Genomic DNA, 17948 nt, shown 5'->3' on the forward strand with positions numbered 1-17948 from the left:
ACTGTATTCAGCATATCGTGTGAAATGGAACAGATGAATGATCGAAAGCGCATAAATGTTGTGTATTCACGCAAAGGAGGTTCCGTACTTGGAAAATGCGCATGGGTTTGCGATTTCGATGGTGTATCCGATTATGAAAACAATTACTCACAAGAAGCTTGATTTTGAGCGTTTTTGTGATCATATTTCTTTCGACAGTAGCTTGCTAAAAGATGTAGAGGCACGCATTGATGAAGCAGAGCTCGAGCGTTTGATGAAGGAAGCGGCCATTTACACGCAGGATGATCATTTCGGACTGCATCAAGGGCAGCTAACTGATATTGCCGATCTGGGCATTCTTGGTTATGTCATGATGCATTCGGAAAAAATCGTGGATGCATTGAAGGCATATCAGCGGTATCACGTGATCCTTTGCAGCGGGGACGAGCTGGATTGGGAAGAGCGGGGGAAGGATGTCTTCCTGCGGTTTCATAGACAAAGCGCAGGGAGCGTTTCTCGACATTGCATGGAGGATATGGTCAGCTCCTTGTACCACTTGATCGTCCGTATGAGTCATCGGTCTATTCCGTTACAGGCGATACAATTCACACACGACGCTACGGCCGATATCGCACCTTATTTGAATTTGTTCGGAATGGAGCCTCACTTTGGTAGAGCAGAAAATGGGCTCTTGGTAGGCAAAGAAGTTTTGCAATACCCGATTCTGTATTCAGATGTTCGGCTGCGTAAAGCTTTTGAACCAATCGCGGAAGAAATTAGAGAGAAGCTGATCAGAGGGCGGGAATTTTCGGACCGCGTGTTTCAATGGATGATGGGATGTATGCCTGCGGCTTTTCCGACCTTACAGCAGACTGCCGCTGCTTTTCATATGAGTACGAGATCCCTGCAAGCGAAACTAAAGGCAGAGGACACTTCCTATCATGAATTGTCCACGAATGTCCGCAAAGAAATGGCGATGGGGTATTTACATCAAGCGGAGCATTCCATTGGGGAGATTGCGTACCTGCTGCATTTTTCAGATCCAAGCGCCTTTCAAAATGCTTTCAAGAAATGGACGGGGCAGACACCGGGGCAATATCGGGTCAGTCGCCAAGCACTTGCCATGTAAGGTCAAGACAGAACACGCTGAGTAAGCGTGTTTTTTTGTGTTGTCGAACCTATTCGTTTGACAAACTGGAAAATCATTGTGTACACTTTTTTTATTCCGACCGTACAGTATAAATAAACGAGGTAAGATCATGCCCAAATTAGGAATGGAACCAAAGCGCCGAGCAGATGTCATCAATGCGACCCTAACGTGTATTAGCAATCACGGGATTGATGGCATGACGCTAGATAAGGTGGCGGAGTATGCAGACTGCTCAAAAGGTGTCGTCACGTATTATTTTAAGAATAAGGATAATTTGACGAGTGAAGCCTTTCAGGCATTCTTGGCCTATTATGGCTTGAAAATCGAATCTGACATTGAGAACACCATGACAGCCGAGGAAATGATGGACGTTACGCTTGCGCATATCTTGCCGCCCTACGTGAACGATAAGGAAAAAGGGATCAATGTTTCGCAGCTGGATGGCATCGCTGACATGTACATCCCGCATGAAGATCAAGCAAGACTCTTTGTACAATTCTTCTCCAAAGCCGCATTGGACCCCAATCTCCAAGAAGTGGTTGCGAAGAGTTATACGAGAGATTTGCAGGGCATCACCAAGATTTTTGATTACGGGAATCAAACCGGGCTTATGTCCGTAGAGGATTCGCAAAGCGCTGCCTACGGACTCATGGCGATGGTTGTGGGTTTGAGCTTCTTTCGAGTGGCGAGAGTTCAGCCAGCAAACGGCGAAGACAACCGATATATTTGTGAGGATTATGTGAGGCAGATTACCCGTAGAAGATGAGGAGGATACACATGAATATTACAAAGGTAGAAGCAGCCGTGGGAAACATTGCGATCGTGAGCGGAAGCGAGGTATTGATTATTGATGTGCAGTCAGCCCTGGATCTGATTGCAACCGTACACTATGAGGCAGACAGTAATCGTATCATTATAAACAAATCATTGATTATCGAAAGCTTTTTCGATTTGAAAACACGCCTTGCTGGCGAGATCCTGCAAAAGTTCATCAATTATCGCGTGAAAGTAGCGATTGTAGGAGATTTTTCGGTGTACAAAAGTAAAAGTTTAAAAGACTTCATCTATGAATCCAACAACGGAAACGATATCTTTTTCTTACCGACCGAAGAGCAGGCGATCGAGAAGTTAAGCCAGAGGTGAAATAGAAATGGATCAGGCGTACCCCATGGTGAACATCCCAGCAGGGCAAAGCGAATTACGGGACGATCGAATCAAGGCGACATGGACAACCGAGGTGAACGCTTTTTTACTCGCACCGGTTCCTGTTACGAATGCGTTATACTTCTCGGTTGTACAAAAAGCAACTGGACCGAATGACCACCCCGAGGCTCCCGTTGTAAATGTCTCGTGGAACGATGCGATTTCGTTTTGCAATCTGCTATCTCGGCAAGCGGGTCTCACGGAATGCTACTCGATGAGTGAAGATGGTGAGCGTGTTGTATGGAACGTCGAAGCGGATGGCTATCGTCTGCCGACAGAGGCGGAATGGCAGTACGCATGCAAAGCAGGGACGGGTGGTTATCGGTACGGCGAGCTGGATGAGATCGCATGGTACCAAGAGAACGCTGAGGGTACAGCACATGTGGTAGGACAAAAGCTACCGAATTCGTGGGGACTCTATGACATGCTGGGAAATGTTTGGGAGTGGTGCTGGGACCTTTACGATGTGAATGTTTACGGCTCCTACCGAATTTTTCGCGGTGGCAGCTGGGCAGAAGAGGCCAGAGGCTGTGGAGCGACGTGCCGCCGTCGCAGTCACCCCACGTTTCGGATTGATGATCTCGGCTTTCGTCTTGCCAGGTCCCTGTAAGGTAGGGGGTTGCAAAATCCAAAAGAATCAGTTACATTGATTTTAGTTAGATAATCTAATTATATACAAGGTGGATTATGAGCAGAAAAAACAAGAGAGAGCATACATCCGATCAATTGCCAAAACTAGGTATTCAGCCGTATTTGGATCTGATGGAAAAAACAGCTCTGCAAAATACGGATCGCAAATTGGCTCATTTGGGGTTATTGATGCTATGGCTGGGGGATAACGCCATAGACGCCATTGACTTGAATTTGGAAACATTCGGCATAACGGAGAGTAAATGGGACGTATTGCTTCTGCTTACGTTACATGAAGACAGAGAGCTTATCACCCCCTCTTCGCTTGCAGACAGGCTGGGCATTCGGCGTGCTTCTGTTACAGCTTTGCTGGACTGGCTGGAAAAAAGGCACTGGATAATCAGGGAGCAAAGCACGCTGGATGGTCGCAAGATTCATGTCAAACTAACACAGGAAGGCAGAGAATTAGTAGCCAGAGCACTGCCAGTTTTCTGGTCTGCCTGCTCCTCCATTATGAGCGACTTAGAAGAGGAAGAACGGATGCTGCTGGAAAAAATCTTGATGAAGTTGAATCGCAGCATGGAAGAAAAACTGGGGGTGGGAAGATAGGATCATATTTTTTTGTGAATATAATTAGATAATCTAACTATAATGGGTGTAAATAATTGAAAAAGAGGTGTGCGATGTCACAGCGAAACTACTCACTCATGACGGCAATCCTATGCTGGTCTGGAATCGTCGTCATGTCGAGCTTATACGTCACGATTCCCCTTATGACCATCTTTGCCGATCTTTTCCGTATTACATTGACACAGGCTGCAGCAGCAGGCAGCGCATTTTCGGTTGGGTTTGCCATAGGGTGCCTGATTTATGGACCGTTGTCCGAAAAGTATGGTCGCAAGAAGGTTATCGTGTTCGGGCTGATTGCCCTGACGCTCTTCTCTTTGTTGCTTGGAAGTGCAAATCATTTCGCATGGATCATTGTACTCAGGAGCTTGCAAGGTGCTGCCGCTGCCACGTTCTCGCCTGTTGCACTCGCCTATGCTGTAGAAATGTTCCCAGCGGAAAAACGGGTAACGGCAATCGGATTTATCAGCACAGGATTTTTGGCGGCAGGGATCATTGGTCAAGTGATCAGTAGCTTCATGAGTCAGCAATACAGTTGGCACGCCGTATTCTATATGCTTGCTGCTCTCTATTTCGTGACGCTGCTCGTGGTGATGAGGTGGCTGCCAAAAGAAGAGAGTCCACTTACTACTGTTAATATCTGGGATCCGATTAAGCGAATTCCCTCGATGTTCAAACGAAAAAATATCGTCTTGAGCTACATAATCGCTCTTGTATTGCTAATGTCATTCGTTAATATGTATACGGTTTTGGGCAGTTATTTGGCGGGACCTGATTTTGGGCTTAGCAACAAGGAGATTCTGCTTGTTCGAACGATTGGTGTAGTGGGCATGCTCATTTCTCCGCTAGCGGGCGGGCTGGCAAAACGGTTTGGCTTACGTACCGTGCTACGCTTCGGATTAGGTCTGGCAGTGGTCAGTATGGCTTCTCTCGGTATGATATCTAACTTGTCTCTTTTGATCGGTACGAGTGTGCTTTTCGTTGCCGGGATTGCGTTATCCGTTCCTTCCCTGATCACGCTTATTGGACAGCTAGGGGGTAAATCGCGGGGAATTGCGGTTTCAGTTTATACGTTTATCCTGTTTTCGGGAACAAGTCTTGGGCCGATCTTGTCCATCCGTATTATGAATGTTGGCAGCTATGGACTTACTTTTGTACTGCTTGCAATCGTACTTGGTATTGGTCTGTTGGCTGCATGCCTGATTCATAGTGATTCCGCGGTTGAAAGCATTAGCACAAAACCTCCTTCGCCACTAGCTTAGTGGTTGAGGAGGTTTTGTTGTTATAAACGACGGCTGCTACCGATTATTTTGTTGATTCAGCAAGCGTTCTCGTTGCTTATGCATGGCAATGAAAGCGGCAAACACGAGCAGCAGGCTTCCTGTGAACAGAAACCCTTCCTCAATGGAGAAGGGCAGCCACCCTAATAGGCCTGAGCCGACGACCACACCGAGAGAGAAGAAGGCGTATAAGTAACCGTGTGCTTTCCCCCGCAATTCTTGCGGCGTCGATTGAATGAGCATCGTATTGACAGAGGGAAACAAGAGAGCAAAGCCTATCCCATATAGTCCTAACATGCAATACAGTGCCAATGTCGTGTTGGATTGACCAATAAGCAACTGACTCACGCCCATGAAACCAATTCCGAGTGACATCGTTTTGGAAGGGGCCACACGATCGAAAATCCGATTGGTCGGAAGCACGAAAATCAGAACAGCAATCAGTCCAAACGTGCTCAATAACGTACCGCTTAATTTAGAGTCATATCCAAGCGATTGGACGTGCAAGGGCAAAAGGTAAGCAATCACACCTTGTGAAAACATGAGCAAAAAGGCACCGCCGTAGGCCTTGATTATCCCCGTATTGAAGATCAAGGCTGAGGTTGGAACGTCCTTCTTGAGCTTCTCTTTCTTGCAGGCCTGAGTGGATTGCAGAAAAATGACGGACAGGATGGCTAGGAAAAAGCCCATAACAGCTACACATGTAAAGACAAAAGGCACGGAGGTTTTGCTTGCCATAATGCCGCTGAATGCAGGTCCGATAATCGCTGCGAGTCCCACAAAGGTACCGGTGAAAGCAACCTTTCGTCCTTGCTGCTCATGTGCAGTGTTATTCGCAGAGAAAGTAAAAGCAGCAGGAACGATCAAACCGGCAACAAATCCGTGAATGATACGCACGATGATCAACAGAAACGGCTGATCGACGATGTGATACAGCAGCAAGGCACAGCTTGATAAAACCAATCCGATCAATAGTGGTTTGGATGGACCAACCTTATCTGTCAGCATGCCAGAGATAATATTGCCAAAGGTATTGGCTAACGAATACAGACCGATGACAAAGCCTATAACAAATGAGCTGGCACCTACGGAAGCAGCAAATGTACTCATGACCGGCAGTTGCGAGAACAAATCAAAGAACGAGAAAAAAACGATGCCGTATACAAGCAGGGCATTATTAAACGGCTTCAGAGGATACACATCCTGTGCCGTTTTCAGTCTGCGATCCAGAAAGAAGTTCCCAAACGGTACAAAAGCGGCGAGTAACGCAGCAAGAGACCAGAGCAGGCTCCATCTCACGCGAATGGCCGCATAGAGTATCGCTAGAGCATACAGGCAAAATATCCCGCCGTGAATACTTCCTATGATGGTTACGGCTTTGTCTAAGCCCCACACGTATTTCAAGGGCATCGCGATGCCCATCAATACTAATAAGGAAAGGCCATCGAATAGGCCTGTAAGACGTAAAAAGTAAATTGGATGTACCCGCACTTGAGACTCTCCTCATTTTTTATGAAGTGATGCCTCTATCCTACCATTTTTTTTGATGAAGAAAGTGAACAAATTGGGGTCATTCCTGTGTCGATTAGGCAAATAAAAGACGTTTTGCATAATCAGGGTCTTCCAAGAGAGGGCGACCAATCGCGACACTATCGACGAGATGGTCTTCGAGAATTCGATTGGCAAGACTGCGGCTATAGATTTTTCCCACGGCAATGACCGGAATGCTGACATGTTGTTTGATCGCAGCTGCATGAGGCAGCTGATAAGCCGTATAGACGTCACTAGGCTGGATCGGGAGCAGCCCCCCTGTCGAGACATCGATCGCATCCAATTCGGACTCAATCGGCTTTAGCATTTGCACCCAGTCTACTGGGGTTAGACCGCCTCGGACAAAATCTGTGGCAGAAACACGGATGATAACTGGATATTCCCGTCCCACTTCGGCTCGAATCGCCAGAAGTACGTCTTTCAAAAATCGTACCCTGTTCTCGGAAGTACCACCATAGGCATCCGTCCGCGTGTTGGACAAAGGCGATAAAAATTGGTGAAGCAAAAAGCCGTGCGCCGCGTGAAGTTCAATGCCATCAAAGCCTGCTTCGACGCTTCTCTTTGCCGCCAAACGGTATTCTTCGACGATGCTCTTTATTTCGGCAAGAGACAGCGACTTAGGGGTCCCGTAGTAATCATCGTACGCAATAGCACTTGGAGCGACCAATTGCTTCGTTACATCAGGCGAAGCCTTCCTTCCGCCATGCGACAACTGGAGGAAGATCGGGGTGTGCTCTGCGTGAACAGCTTCTGTTATTTTGCGCAAAGGCTCCACATGTTGGTCGGTAAAAATGCCGATGTCGTTGAGAAACAGTCTGCCGTTGGCTGAGACGGCGGTCGATTCCACAATCACCAGGGACACATGCTTGGCCCTACGGCTGTAAAATTCGATATGATGGTCCGTGGCAAAACCTTCAGGAGTTCCCCGATACTGCTGCATGGGCGACATGATGAGCCGGTTTTTTAAGCGCAAGTTGCCAATGTTTATGGGTTCGTTTACGGTAAATGTCATGTTCTCATTCTCCTCTTCTGTTTATGAGTGACATTTTATGGGAGATGACTTACAATTTACATAAGTTTTTGAAGGTATTTCAAGTCATATACCTTACATTCTTATTTGTTTTCGATATTTCAGTTTTGAAAAATGAGGTGCTGTGTGGATGGACCAAATCGATCATAAAATTTTGACAGTGCTTCACGATCATGCCCGGATTCCCATTTCCGAGTTGAGCCGTATGATTGCGATGTCGCAGCCAGCTGTAACGGAAAGAGTGCGAAAGTTGGAGGAGCAAGGCGTCATAACCGCTTATCGGACGGAGCTTTCTCCCCAGAAGCTCGGCAAGCACACGACTGCATTTGTACTGTTTAAAACGAGTGTGTGTAAGGATTTCATTGCATTCTGCGAACGAGCACCTGAGATTGTCGATCTCTACAGGATCAGTGGGGAGTACAATTATTTGATGAAGGTGCTGACTGAGACGACCGAGTCACTGGCTGCCTTTTTGGATACATGCCACGTTTACGGATTTTCAACGCCTTTAATTGTTCTCTCGAAGCCATTCGAGAATAAAAGTTTGGTTCCAAGTACGGAGTAAAGAACGATTAGCGAGGTGTTAACGATGAAGAATCAAAATACCGAATCACGCAAAATTGTTGGTCAAACAGCATCGACAGGCTTCCAAGTAGGTGTACGCAGGACGATGCCCATTACCCCAGAGCAGGCATGGGCGTTTTTAACCTCGTCCGAAGGGGTGAGATTATGGCTTGGTCATGTATCGAACCTTACCTTTAGGGAGGGGGAGACCTTTATTTCCAGCGAAGGAATATCGGGTCAGTTTCGTGTTGTAAAGCCGCTCCGGCAGTTTCGTTTAAAGTGGTCGATGAAGGATTGGGAAAAGCCGTCCACCCTGCAAATCCGGCTGCTATCCGACAAGGCTGACCGAACGACAATTAGTTTTCATCAAGAGAATTTGGATCATGAGAATACACGAGAGCAAATGAAGCTTCATTGGGAAGAAGTTCTGAATGAAATCAGGCAAAAGGTCTCTATTTTGGAGAGGGAATAAAAACTTTTGAATAGACGCTGACGTCCATTGTTGAAGCGGTCAGGGCAGCAGCATCAGCCGTCCGGTGCGGCGTACTTCCTTACGTCTGGCTCGAATGTCGCTCCATTGGACGAGTCCAGCTCCAAGTGGGTGGTTCCGCGATCGTCGGTCAGCACGAGTATGTGCGAGCCGACGACGGGGACGCGGTCGGCGCTGGTGCGCATGTGCGCTGAGATGACACGAGGAGCACCGTCGACAATGTAACCTACCTCGACCGTGAACATCGGGAGATCGAAGAGCCAGCGGTTCGCGAAGCTCACGTCAGTCAGCGTCCCGGTGAATGACGAGCCCTCCACGCGGAGGCGAGCGATGTCCGTCTGACGCCGCCGGGCGTGGGCGATCGACCCGGGCAACCGCAGGAGCGCGATGGCGGCCCAGAGGGCGAAGCCGGCTCCGACGACGGCGCCGAGCTCTGGTGGGATCGTCTGCGACGTTGCGATGGCCTCGAGGTCGAATGGTCGCGACGGATCGCTTGTCAGCGTCCAGAGTAGGAGGACTCCCGCGTCTGCGACGAGTCCTCCTGAGACTGCGAGCGACACGAACAAGCCGGCGACCCTGGTCTGTCCGAACTGCTCGACCGCTCGCGAGTACACTCCGCCGGTCGCACCGATCGCGAAGAACAACAGCACCACGGCGACGCCCACCGTGACCGGATGACCGAGGAACATGCTGATCGCCGGTGTTGGCGCCAGGCCGAGCAGGGCACCGAACGGCACGGAGCCTGTCAGCGCCCACAGTACAGCGGCTGCGAGCAGCCACGGCAGCAACGGAGCCGCGCGTCCGACGCGACGTCCCGGCAGGAGCATAGTCATCCGTCCGTCCTTGTCCGTGGTGGAGAACAGCGGCAGCGTCTCGATGTGCTCCTGCTGACCCTCCGTAGCATCCCTCATCGGCATGGCCCTCCCGAGGAAGATTCTCGCACCTCGAACGGCGGAGGGGGAGTCCCCAAGGCACGGCCGGGTCGATCAACTATAGAATGGAGGAGTTGCTTCCCTTTCTGTATTTCTTCTTCATGAATACTGTATTTGGGTACATCATTTGAAGATCTAGATATCAAGTATCCCTTTTCCATTAATCTGTCATATGTTATTTGTTCGTATTGACGTCGATTATAGTTAGCCATACACAGCTTCACCTCCATAATTTTTGTCCACTGTAAATGCCCCCGTGTGTCAAAGCCGCCGATCGATGATACCTGCTTTCATTTTTGTTTGGTGTAAGGAACAATCCAATCCCCATGAAAGTCGTAAATCACTTGAGGTATATTCAAAGCTGGGATCACTGATGCGCAGTTTGTGTATAACAAGGTTATCAATAAGTTTCTCTTATCATCTTCTGTTACTTTGCAGGTAGTGTCAGCGACGCTGGTACAAGCTAACGGGTAGTTTAAGATCAAGCGCGGAGAGCCGTATCACAATTGATGGTACACACAATCAGAAAAGAAATAGTGTTTGATAGTAGTTATATCAGCAGATTAAGACGATAGTGATAGTAGTCCGGCGGATAAAGGCTATAAAATAAAGCCTTTATTCGCCGCTGTTTTGTTGAACTAACGTTCTCCGTTAACTGTCTTTCCTCAAAGAAGTGTTGATCACCTGGGTACAAAAAAAGATCGGCATGATCGGTCGATGCCGCGAGCTCAAGTGCCGCCTCAAGACCCGTACATTCGGAAGTTCGTCAGTTCCTGATTTAAACATTCTCAAGCTGTAGTTTTCTAGCAGATTGGGTTATTGAATTTTTATTACACCAACGTTATATTCCATATATGAAATACTCAAGATAAGGAGTCTCTCTATGCATACATTATCGAATGTCGAATTCATGCTCCTGCAAATGATCGCGGAACATCGTCAAGCTTCCGGATACGATATTATGAAGTTAGTCGAGCAGCGAGGTTATAAAGAATGGGCGAATATCGGTACAACTTCGATTTATGCAGGATTGAAGAAACTTAGCGATAAAGGATGGATCTCACCTGAGACATCCGACGAGAAATCAGGCAAGGGGCCAACGCCTACCCGGTTTGCCCTCACCGAAGTGGGTATACGTAAGCTGAGAAATGAAATTCTTGATAGTCTGTCGTCTACAAGGGAACGTGACAACCGCTTCGATCTCGGTTTGGCCGCTTTGCCCCATATCGGGAAGGAAGAGGCCGTCATTGCTTTACGGAAACGACTGGATTTTCTTGAACAAGCCTCGATAAAAATAAGACAGAAGTACGAATCACAAGGCGGAGCTAGCTTGCCGCTGAACGTAAGGGCGTTGTTCTTGCATCCATTCAGCTTAATCGAGAGCGAGCAAGTGTTCGTTAGCCGTTTAATACATGAATTATTGGAGGAGGCAAGTAGACATGGGCAAATTTATTGAAGGTTTCATTCCTTATCAAGGCGAACATTGCGAAACAACCGCCATGGGCAATTTAATGCAATATGCGGGAGTTCGCTTGTCTGAGCCGATGTTGTTCGGACTCGGACAAGGGCTTGGATTCATATACTGGGATTCGAAGGGAATGGACTTCCCCTTCATCGGAGGAAGGGTAAAACCGGATAAACTGACCGCTTATCTCGCCGAACGACTCGGCTTGAACGTCAGATATCAAGAAACCTCGTCCGTCAATAAGGCGTGGCAGAACGTCCGAAGCAGCATCGAACACGGCATTCCGGTTGGGCTTAAATTAGATGCCTATTACTTGGATTATTTTAAAAACAAAGTGCACTTCGCCGGTCACTATGCGGTACTTTACGGTATAGATGACGAATACGCCTACATGGCGGACACCAGACAACAGGGGGGACTTGTGAAGACGCGTTTGACAAGCTTGGCCGCTGCCAGAAATGCAAAGGGACCCATGAGCTCCCGGAATCGTTCCTTTACGATCGAGCCAAACGACGCATTGCTTCCGCTTGTTCCTGCTATACGCGAATCCTTGACCATGAATGCGCATGACTATCTGAACCCGACTATTCGGAATATTGGTAATAAAGGAATTGTTAAAATGAGCAATGAAATCTTGAAGTGGCCTTCTCGCAGCAACAATTTCGAACATGATTTATGTCTTACCGCGACGCTAATGGAGCGGGCGGGAACCGGCGGCGCTTTATTTCGGAATCTGTATAGGGATTATTTGAGAGATTGTGCTGATCGGCTGGAGGACCCGAGGATCGAACAAGCCCACTGTATGTTTACAGAGATCGCTCCCATGTGGGTTAGTGTCTCTGCTTCAATCGACCATGCAGGAAGAACAGGTGAGCACCAAGAGCTCGTGCATGCGTCTAAGCTGTTGCTCGAGATTGCGGATAAAGAACGCGCAGCCATGGAGCTATTGTTGTGATAGCCTTACACTTACATGGAACGGAATCATTCCTTTCGGCACGCATGCTTTAACAGTGTCAGCTTAAGCACCTCACACGGATTTTATTCTTGTGCATAACCATCCCTGCCCCACATTTCGGACACCTAACAACACCAGCTAGAAAGTAATTCCCACTATGAGATTTCATTGCTGTAAAAGAGTTCTTGTGCAGGTCATTTATTGCTTGGACTTTCTCCCATAATTCTATTGAAATAATTTCTGGGTGTTTGCCGTTTCTTTCAGGCATTTCTTCAAATGTGCCCTTTTACCGAAGATACTATATGTGCCAGGCATACCACCAAAAAGGTAGGTCAGAATATTCCTCAAATTTAATTAGGGCTGACTGGATTGAACAAGAGGTTTTGCATGTGTTAAGGGAATCTGTTAACAGCATGGATTTGGTTGATGAAGCTGAATAAGATTGAGGAAGATGTTTCACAGGACAAGCAACCAGTAGAACTACGTTATAATGAATTGAAGTTACAGGTGGAAAACAAAACGAAACAAATTGATTCGTTAGACGAAAGGTATACCATAAGTGACGGCAAAAAATCGTAAAAGGGTGAACGACCTCTATAGCGTTCTCCCTTTTGCTATTGATATAAAGGAACGGACTAAGGATTGAGCTTTAGCCGATCTCAGGGAGAGGTATATAGTTTCAACAAGATTTTCCATTTTCATAGTATGATTATGTTGAGAAAAGACGGAACACGCGAAAAGGCGGGAGACAATGAACGAATTGCAGAAAGAAGCGCTGGGAGAGATGAAAACGGCCATTCATAAATGGTTTGACGAACAGGAGAATCGAAAGGACGCAGAGGAAGTGGTCTTACGCACCACGCTGCAAGTAGGCATTTTTAACTTTGTCATGCTGGATTATCGGCCGGGCAGGACTAGGGTTGACAGTTCGAAATCTGTGGGGAGTGCCGCAGGCAAAAAGTCGATGAAAGCTTCACCCTTTACGCGGGAGCAGATATTGCATGAGGTTCAGCCCCTGCTGGCGGAAATCGTAAGGGAGAGGCTGGACAAGCTGGAAACGTCGCCGTTGATCAACTACCGTTTTACCTTCCAAGGAACCTTCGCAACGATGGACGGGCTGGTGGAATTAACGGTGCTGGAAACTGAATATGAAGAGAAAAAGCGGCAGCTTCTGGAGCGAATTCAGTCCTATATGGAGGAAAAGCTGGAGAACGGCTCTCACCCGACAAACAGGCTGGAAACCTTCTTTTTGGCGCGTCATCTGTTGGATCCGCATTTGTTCCCTGAACCGGAAGCCGCAAAGACGATAGCTTTATTTGACCGGATTCAGGAGTTGAATAAAGAACAGGTTGAGGCTCTCGCGGAGCATCGAAGAGATATCATTAGGGCTTTGACCGACTGGGCCGAGAATGTATTTTTGCCTCATTACTATGACGTCACCTGTTCCGAATACAGGACCAATGAGTATATGATCAAGCCGGATGCTGTTTTTGAGAATAAGGATGAGCCGAATCAGCCTATCGACCTTCTGTTGTACGGAGCGGTGATGATTATTCGTTACGAGCCGGACTTCAACAAATTCATGGGCCAGACTTTTCTGGAGCTGGCGAAGCAGCTTGGTAGCGGTAAAGCCGCGCGTATGCTGAAGGAGGGCAGCGACAGCTTCTCGCAAGAAGACGTCCATATGCGTCATGAATTGGTCGAATGTAAGGCTAACGATGTTTTTTCCCTCTTCACAATCGTTATTCGCAAGGAAGAAGCCGGGGCGTACGAGCGGGCGATTTCGTTTATTCTCTCCCTGCTCCGAAAGGACTTCCCGAAAAGCTATAAAATCAAGTTAAAATCTAGCGTGAGAGAGAATTTACCCATCAAGGGGCTAGCCAAATCGGACACGCACCGATTTTTTGCGAATGCTCTGGCTTATTCCGAGCTACATCCTTTATTGGAGGAATACGCTCGAGAGGCGATGAAAGAGTATGAATGGTACGAGGATACGGAAAGCGAAAGAAGCGTAATGCCGGGCAGTTATGCTGTGTTCGGGCTGGGGCTTTCGTCCGAGCGGTATTTTCCGCTTGTTGAAGCTTACATGGACTTTGTGGATGATGAGCATCAGCTGGTGCATGACAAGTTCACAGTCGTTTTTGCCGAAACCTATGGCATAACGGAACGCTCGACTCCGACCTTGATCGCCTGCCTTCTGCGCTCCCATGATTCGCTAAAGCTGAAGATTCAGCCGGAGCTGGAAAGCGAAGACAAGCTGTCGCTATTCGTAAAGCAAATAGAGACTCTGTCGGATGATGAGGCAGAGCGGGTACTGTACCCGATCTGGGGCAAGGCGGAGAAGCTGGCTGCATTGGCTCGAAAGGCGCGGGGAACGCGCAGGGAGCTAATCATTCGTCTGCTAAAGGCGGCGGGTATAGCCTGATGGTGGCTCGGTGAAAGCGGCATTGATACGTAGGCTTAATGGATAATTACAATGCATAAAAGAAAGTGGGAGAAGAACATGTACATAAGCAAATGGTGGGGAGATTTAATTGGCGGTTCCGATGATTCACTGGCATTGATAGACTATTTGGAACAATTGGACGCAACGGATGTGACGCTCAATCAGATTTTAAAGGACTTGGGTCTGGATGTTCTGCTTTCCGAGGGAGACTTGAAAAACGGCGGAAGTATTGGATTTGATATAAAAAATGCTAACGGCACGTTTCGAGCAGAACTTGATATGGCCTGCTCAGCTCTAATCGATCTTTCAGCCATTGTGTTGGAGTCTCAAAAATCAGGCTATGTCGATTTGCATGATTTGGATGAGGATAGGCAGCCGTGCAAACTTTATATAGATGCCTCTGAAGAAAAAAGGAACCTGCTTCGGGATGAATTGTACAAGTTTTCCCGTAATCCGCTGGCTTACGAATTAGCCGAGCTTGTTCCGGCCGATGATATGAGAGAGCTTGCGGAAAAGGCAAAAATGATCGCAGATGAGCTGGTATAAGTTGCATCGTTTGTGATAACGATCCTTTGAATATGGTGATGGGTCATTACAAATAAAGATGGTTGGCGTTTAAGTTTGCCAGGCAGAACACTAAGCTGGCGAGGACCATTAGAATATTAATGGAAGACGGAAGAAAGGGGCTGGTTGTGCCAGCCCCTCTTTCATTTCTTTTTCTCCAACTCCGCCTTTAATCTTGCATTCTCTTCCAACAGCTTTTGAACGTCCGGGACATCCTTGCCGGAAAACCAGCCGTACAAATCGTCTCTTGCTGCATACTCCGGCAATTGATCACGAAGTACCATTTTAATGTGCCGTACATCTTCAACATAATAAGTAGGAATTTGTTCCATGACAGATTGCTTAAACTCTTGAAACTTCTGATAGTATTCAATTGCTGAGAAGTCGTATGGCTTTTGTCTTAATGCTTCATCTGTGACAACAAAAGCAAATCTAGGTTTGCCCGCTTCTCCGGCATACTCATATTCCCACTGTGTATAGCTCTTGGATTCATCAGGAAGCGTTAAACCATAGAATCCTCCGAGAATCAGGATATATACATCGGACTCGTCGATCCATCTCTTCCTAATTTTCATTGGACTTTCCTTGGAAAATTGCTCGATTCCAGCAGGGATATGACCGGCTTGAAGTACGGCTTCAACAGCGGTATGTCTTTCCTCAATAAGATCGTAGTAAGTAGACGATATGTAAATTTGCAATTTTTTTCTTTACCTTTGTTAGTTATCCAACCTATGCGAAAAGTATAGATAAAGAGTAAGGAGAAATTCGTAGAGTATTTTGGAAGAAAGCTCGGTATTGTTATTCGATACCGAGCTTATTCATTCCTATGCTCATAATTGGCAAGAGAATGCACATATATCAGTAGCGGGCGCATAAGTCCTTGCTGGTAAATGAGGTGGGAGGGAGACAAATGAGCAATGAAATCATAAGGAGTGAAATAGAGAGCAATCTGAAGGCCAAAGTAGCTTCTGATCCACAACTGCACAATGTCTATTTGTTAATCCATTCCGATAAGCTGGATATCCACTGGCCAATAGCGGCTGGCAATACTGATGGGGGGACAGCCAACCCGAATCAACCCTATCACACGGCTAGTGTGGGCAAGGCTTTTACGGCTGTTATCGTATCGATCCTAGCAGAAAAAGGTCTCGTTACGTTTGACGACCCCATTGCCAACTATTTACCGACTGAGATTCGAAAAGATCTCCACATCTGGAAAGGAAAAGATTACACAAACGAAATTCAGATCAAGCATTTACTCAACAATACTTCTGGATTACCAGATTTCTTTGAAGAAAAGCCGAAGCGAGGGAGAGGATTCCTAGAAGAGATGCTGGAGGATTCCTCACGCTATTGGACTTCGCAAGAAACCATACAATGGTCGAAAAAGCACTTACAGCCGCACTTTGAGCCCGGGAAACGCGTTCATTATACAGACACAGGGTACAATCTGTTAGGGCTCGTGATTGAAAAGGTTACTGCCAAACCCTACCACGAAGTTCTCCATGACTACATATTTACCCCCCTTCAAATGAATCACTCTTATTTATCTCAGTATTCCAATCCCGTCAGCAAAAGTGAGCATCCGGTAGCCCATCTACATTTGGACAGGATAAAAATAAACGTAGAAAACTACCGCAGCTTCAGCAGTTTTTACGCGGGAGGGCAAACCGTAAGTACAATGGAAGATCAGCTGCGTTTCATGAAAGCACTCGTCCAGAATCAGATAATTAAAAAAGAAACGCTCGAGATCATGCAGCAGTGGAACAACATGCGGATCGGCATGGATTATGGCTATGGACTCATGCGGATGCGTTTTCTTCCGTTCACGCAAAAGTATACGGGGTGGGGTCACTTAGGGGCGAGTGGCAGCTACATGCTTTATTTTCCCAATATGGAGGTATATCTGATCGGGAGCTTCAATCAGACTACGTATCAAGCAAAAGGGATGAACTATCTCTTTTTTCATGTGCTGAGCAAATTAGCGAAGGCAAAACCCCGTCAAGCTTCCAATATTGACAAGTAGAAGAGAAATTACTATAGTAGGTGAGTAATTGAGATTGATAATCAATTTCATGAAATTAGTATTAGGAGTAAGGAGATCGCTTACCATGAAAAAAGCATTCATCCCTGTCATTCTCATGTTCATGCTCTTGCTTAGCGCTTGTGGGTCTCCACAAGCTCAACCTGTACAGCCACAGCCACAGTCACCAGAGGCAGGAAACGAAACGAAAGAGGGAACGGTAATTTACCAATCGGAAAAAGGACCTGTCGAGGTTCCGGCACAACCGAAACGAATCATCGGACTTACAAATGCCCCGAATATTGTATCGATGGAGGGTACACTAGTCGGAGTCGATCAATGGACGAAGCAAAATCCGCTTTTTACAGAAAAATTAAAAGATGTGGAAGTCGTATCGGATGCAGATTTGGAGAAAATCCTTGCTCTGAAACCTGATCTGATTGTGGCGGGATCAGAAATGAAAAATCTTGATCAGCTTAGCAAAATTGCGCCGACTGTCGTGTTTACGTGGGGCAAACTGGATTATTTGTCGCAGCAATTGGAGATTGGCAAGTTGTTGAACAAGGAAAAGGAAGCCCAGACGTGGATAGATGATTTCAAGAGCCGTGCAAAAACAGCCGGTGAACAAATTAAAGCGAAAATCGGTGAAAAGGTAACGGTATCTGTCTTCGAGTATGACACGAAAGATTTTTATGTTTTCGGAAATAACTGGGCGCGTGGTACGGAAATCCTCTATCAAGCGATGGACTTAAACATGCCAGAAAAAGTAAAAAAGGACGTTCTCGGTCCTGGTTACTATAAGCTATCGTTGGAAGCGATTCCTGATTATGCTGGTGATTACCTCATCCTCAGCAGAAGAAATGGTAGTACCAATGATTTCTTGCAATCCGCGACATGGAAAAACGTTCCGGCTGTCAAACAAAATCGCATCATTGAGATTGACACGGAAGCTTCCACATACAGTGATCCGATCACACTCGAATATTTGCTGAAAATCTTTACGGAACAGTTTCTTGCCAAATCATAAATGCTTGGGAATCCAAGCATTTTTCTTTTTGC

19 protein-coding genes are annotated in these 17948 nt (G+C 46.9%); 15 read left to right on the forward strand and 4 right to left on the reverse strand.

Features of this window, described 5'->3' with window-relative positions; all coding sequences use genetic code 11:
- The first annotated feature begins 88 nt into the window (after window positions 1–88).
- The 6 genes from C7R92_RS00550 (at window position 89) to C7R92_RS00575 (ending at window position 4851) form a co-directional block, all read left to right on the forward strand.
- Window positions 89–1108: an AraC family transcriptional regulator gene (locus tag C7R92_RS00550; RefSeq protein ID WP_106832842.1), complete on the forward strand. Its 1020-nt coding sequence runs from the start codon at window positions 89–91 to the stop codon at window positions 1106–1108.
- A gap of 130 nt (window positions 1109–1238) precedes the next feature.
- The gene (locus C7R92_RS00555; RefSeq protein WP_106832843.1) at window positions 1239–1895 is read left to right on the forward strand and encodes a TetR/AcrR family transcriptional regulator; all 657 of its coding nucleotides are present in this window, start codon (window positions 1239–1241) and stop codon (window positions 1893–1895) included.
- An 11-nt stretch (window positions 1896–1906) separates the two neighbouring features.
- Entirely contained in the window at window positions 1907–2272 is a 366-nt protein-coding gene (locus C7R92_RS00560; RefSeq protein ID WP_106832844.1) for a DUF4180 domain-containing protein, read from the forward strand.
- Window positions 2273–2279: 7 nt separating this feature from the next.
- Window positions 2280–2942 carry a formylglycine-generating enzyme family protein gene (locus C7R92_RS00565; protein ID WP_106832845.1) on the forward strand — a complete coding sequence of 221 codons (663 nt, stop codon included), beginning with the start codon at window positions 2280–2282 and terminating at the stop codon, window positions 2940–2942.
- A 77-nt stretch (window positions 2943–3019) separates the two neighbouring features.
- A complete protein-coding gene (locus tag C7R92_RS00570) occupies window positions 3020–3571 on the forward strand; it encodes a MarR family winged helix-turn-helix transcriptional regulator (RefSeq protein WP_069845949.1) in 552 nt (183 codons plus the stop codon).
- 74 nt (window positions 3572–3645) lie between these two features.
- Window positions 3646–4851, forward strand: a complete 1206-nt coding sequence (locus C7R92_RS00575) for an MFS transporter (RefSeq protein ID WP_106832846.1) — start codon at window positions 3646–3648, stop codon at window positions 4849–4851.
- Between the two features lie 36 nt (window positions 4852–4887).
- Here C7R92_RS00575 and C7R92_RS00580 read toward each other — a convergent pair whose 3' ends face one another.
- Together C7R92_RS00580 and C7R92_RS00585 are read right to left on the reverse strand one after the other, a co-directional pair.
- Complete coding sequence (locus C7R92_RS00580; RefSeq protein ID WP_106832847.1) at window positions 4888–6360, reverse strand: MFS transporter; 1473 nt, start codon at window positions 6358–6360, stop codon at window positions 4888–4890.
- 94 nt (window positions 6361–6454) lie between these two features.
- Window positions 6455–7432, reverse strand: a complete 978-nt coding sequence (locus C7R92_RS00585; RefSeq protein WP_106832848.1) for an oxidoreductase — start codon at window positions 7430–7432, stop codon at window positions 6455–6457.
- Window positions 7433–7580: 148 nt separating this feature from the next.
- Here C7R92_RS00585 and C7R92_RS00590 point away from each other — a divergent pair, with 148 nt between their 5' ends.
- Both C7R92_RS00590 and C7R92_RS00595 read left to right on the forward strand, forming a co-directional pair.
- Complete coding sequence (locus C7R92_RS00590) at window positions 7581–8015, forward strand: Lrp/AsnC family transcriptional regulator (protein ID WP_106832849.1); 435 nt, start codon at window positions 7581–7583, stop codon at window positions 8013–8015.
- 24 nt (window positions 8016–8039) lie between these two features.
- Window positions 8040–8486, forward strand: coding sequence for an SRPBCC family protein (locus C7R92_RS00595; protein ID WP_106832850.1), 447 nt, complete (start codon window positions 8040–8042; stop codon window positions 8484–8486).
- Window positions 8487–8539: 53 nt separating this feature from the next.
- On the opposite strand, the gene C7R92_RS00600 is transcribed toward C7R92_RS00595, so the two are convergent.
- The gene (locus C7R92_RS00600) at window positions 8540–9415 is read right to left on the reverse strand and encodes a hypothetical protein (RefSeq protein ID WP_106832851.1); all 876 of its coding nucleotides are present in this window, start codon (window positions 9413–9415) and stop codon (window positions 8540–8542) included.
- Between the two features lie 904 nt (window positions 9416–10319).
- Between C7R92_RS00600 and C7R92_RS00605 the strand changes: the two genes are divergently transcribed.
- The 5 genes from C7R92_RS00605 (at window position 10320) to C7R92_RS00620 (ending at window position 14848) form a co-directional block, all read left to right on the forward strand.
- The gene (locus tag C7R92_RS00605; protein WP_069845934.1) at window positions 10320–10892 is read left to right on the forward strand and encodes a PadR family transcriptional regulator; all 573 of its coding nucleotides are present in this window, start codon (window positions 10320–10322) and stop codon (window positions 10890–10892) included.
- Window positions 10876–11856 (forward strand): BtrH N-terminal domain-containing protein, encoded by a 981-nt coding sequence (locus tag C7R92_RS00610; protein ID WP_106832852.1) that lies wholly within the window; start codon window positions 10876–10878, stop codon window positions 11854–11856. Before C7R92_RS00605 ends, C7R92_RS00610 begins: the two co-directional genes overlap by 17 nt.
- 302 nt (window positions 11857–12158) lie before the next feature.
- Window positions 12159–12296, forward strand: a complete 138-nt coding sequence (locus tag C7R92_RS33240) for a hypothetical protein (RefSeq protein ID WP_328137679.1) — start codon at window positions 12159–12161, stop codon at window positions 12294–12296.
- Window positions 12297–12607: 311 nt separating this feature from the next.
- Entirely contained in the window at window positions 12608–14281 is a 1674-nt protein-coding gene (locus C7R92_RS00615; RefSeq protein WP_106832853.1) for a DUF6138 family protein, read from the forward strand.
- Between the two features lie 78 nt (window positions 14282–14359).
- Entirely contained in the window at window positions 14360–14848 is a 489-nt protein-coding gene (locus C7R92_RS00620; protein ID WP_106832854.1) for an imm68 putative immunity domain-containing protein, read from the forward strand.
- A 161-nt stretch (window positions 14849–15009) separates the two neighbouring features.
- Here C7R92_RS00620 and C7R92_RS00625 read toward each other — a convergent pair whose 3' ends face one another.
- Window positions 15010–15564, reverse strand: a complete 555-nt coding sequence (locus C7R92_RS00625; protein WP_106832855.1) for a DUF4062 domain-containing protein — start codon at window positions 15562–15564, stop codon at window positions 15010–15012.
- Window positions 15565–15776: 212 nt separating this feature from the next.
- Between C7R92_RS00625 and C7R92_RS00630 the strand changes: the two genes are divergently transcribed.
- Both C7R92_RS00630 and C7R92_RS00635 read left to right on the forward strand, forming a co-directional pair.
- A complete protein-coding gene (locus tag C7R92_RS00630; protein ID WP_106832856.1) occupies window positions 15777–16892 on the forward strand; it encodes a serine hydrolase domain-containing protein in 1116 nt (371 codons plus the stop codon).
- An 85-nt stretch (window positions 16893–16977) separates the two neighbouring features.
- Window positions 16978–17916: an iron-hydroxamate ABC transporter substrate-binding protein gene (locus C7R92_RS00635; protein WP_106832857.1), complete on the forward strand. Its 939-nt coding sequence runs from the start codon at window positions 16978–16980 to the stop codon at window positions 17914–17916.
- Window positions 17917–17948: the final 32 nt, after the last annotated feature.

It is taken from the genome of Brevibacillus porteri (assembly GCF_003013475.1).
In the GTDB taxonomy this organism is placed as follows: domain Bacteria; phylum Bacillota; class Bacilli; order Brevibacillales; family Brevibacillaceae; genus Brevibacillus; species Brevibacillus porteri.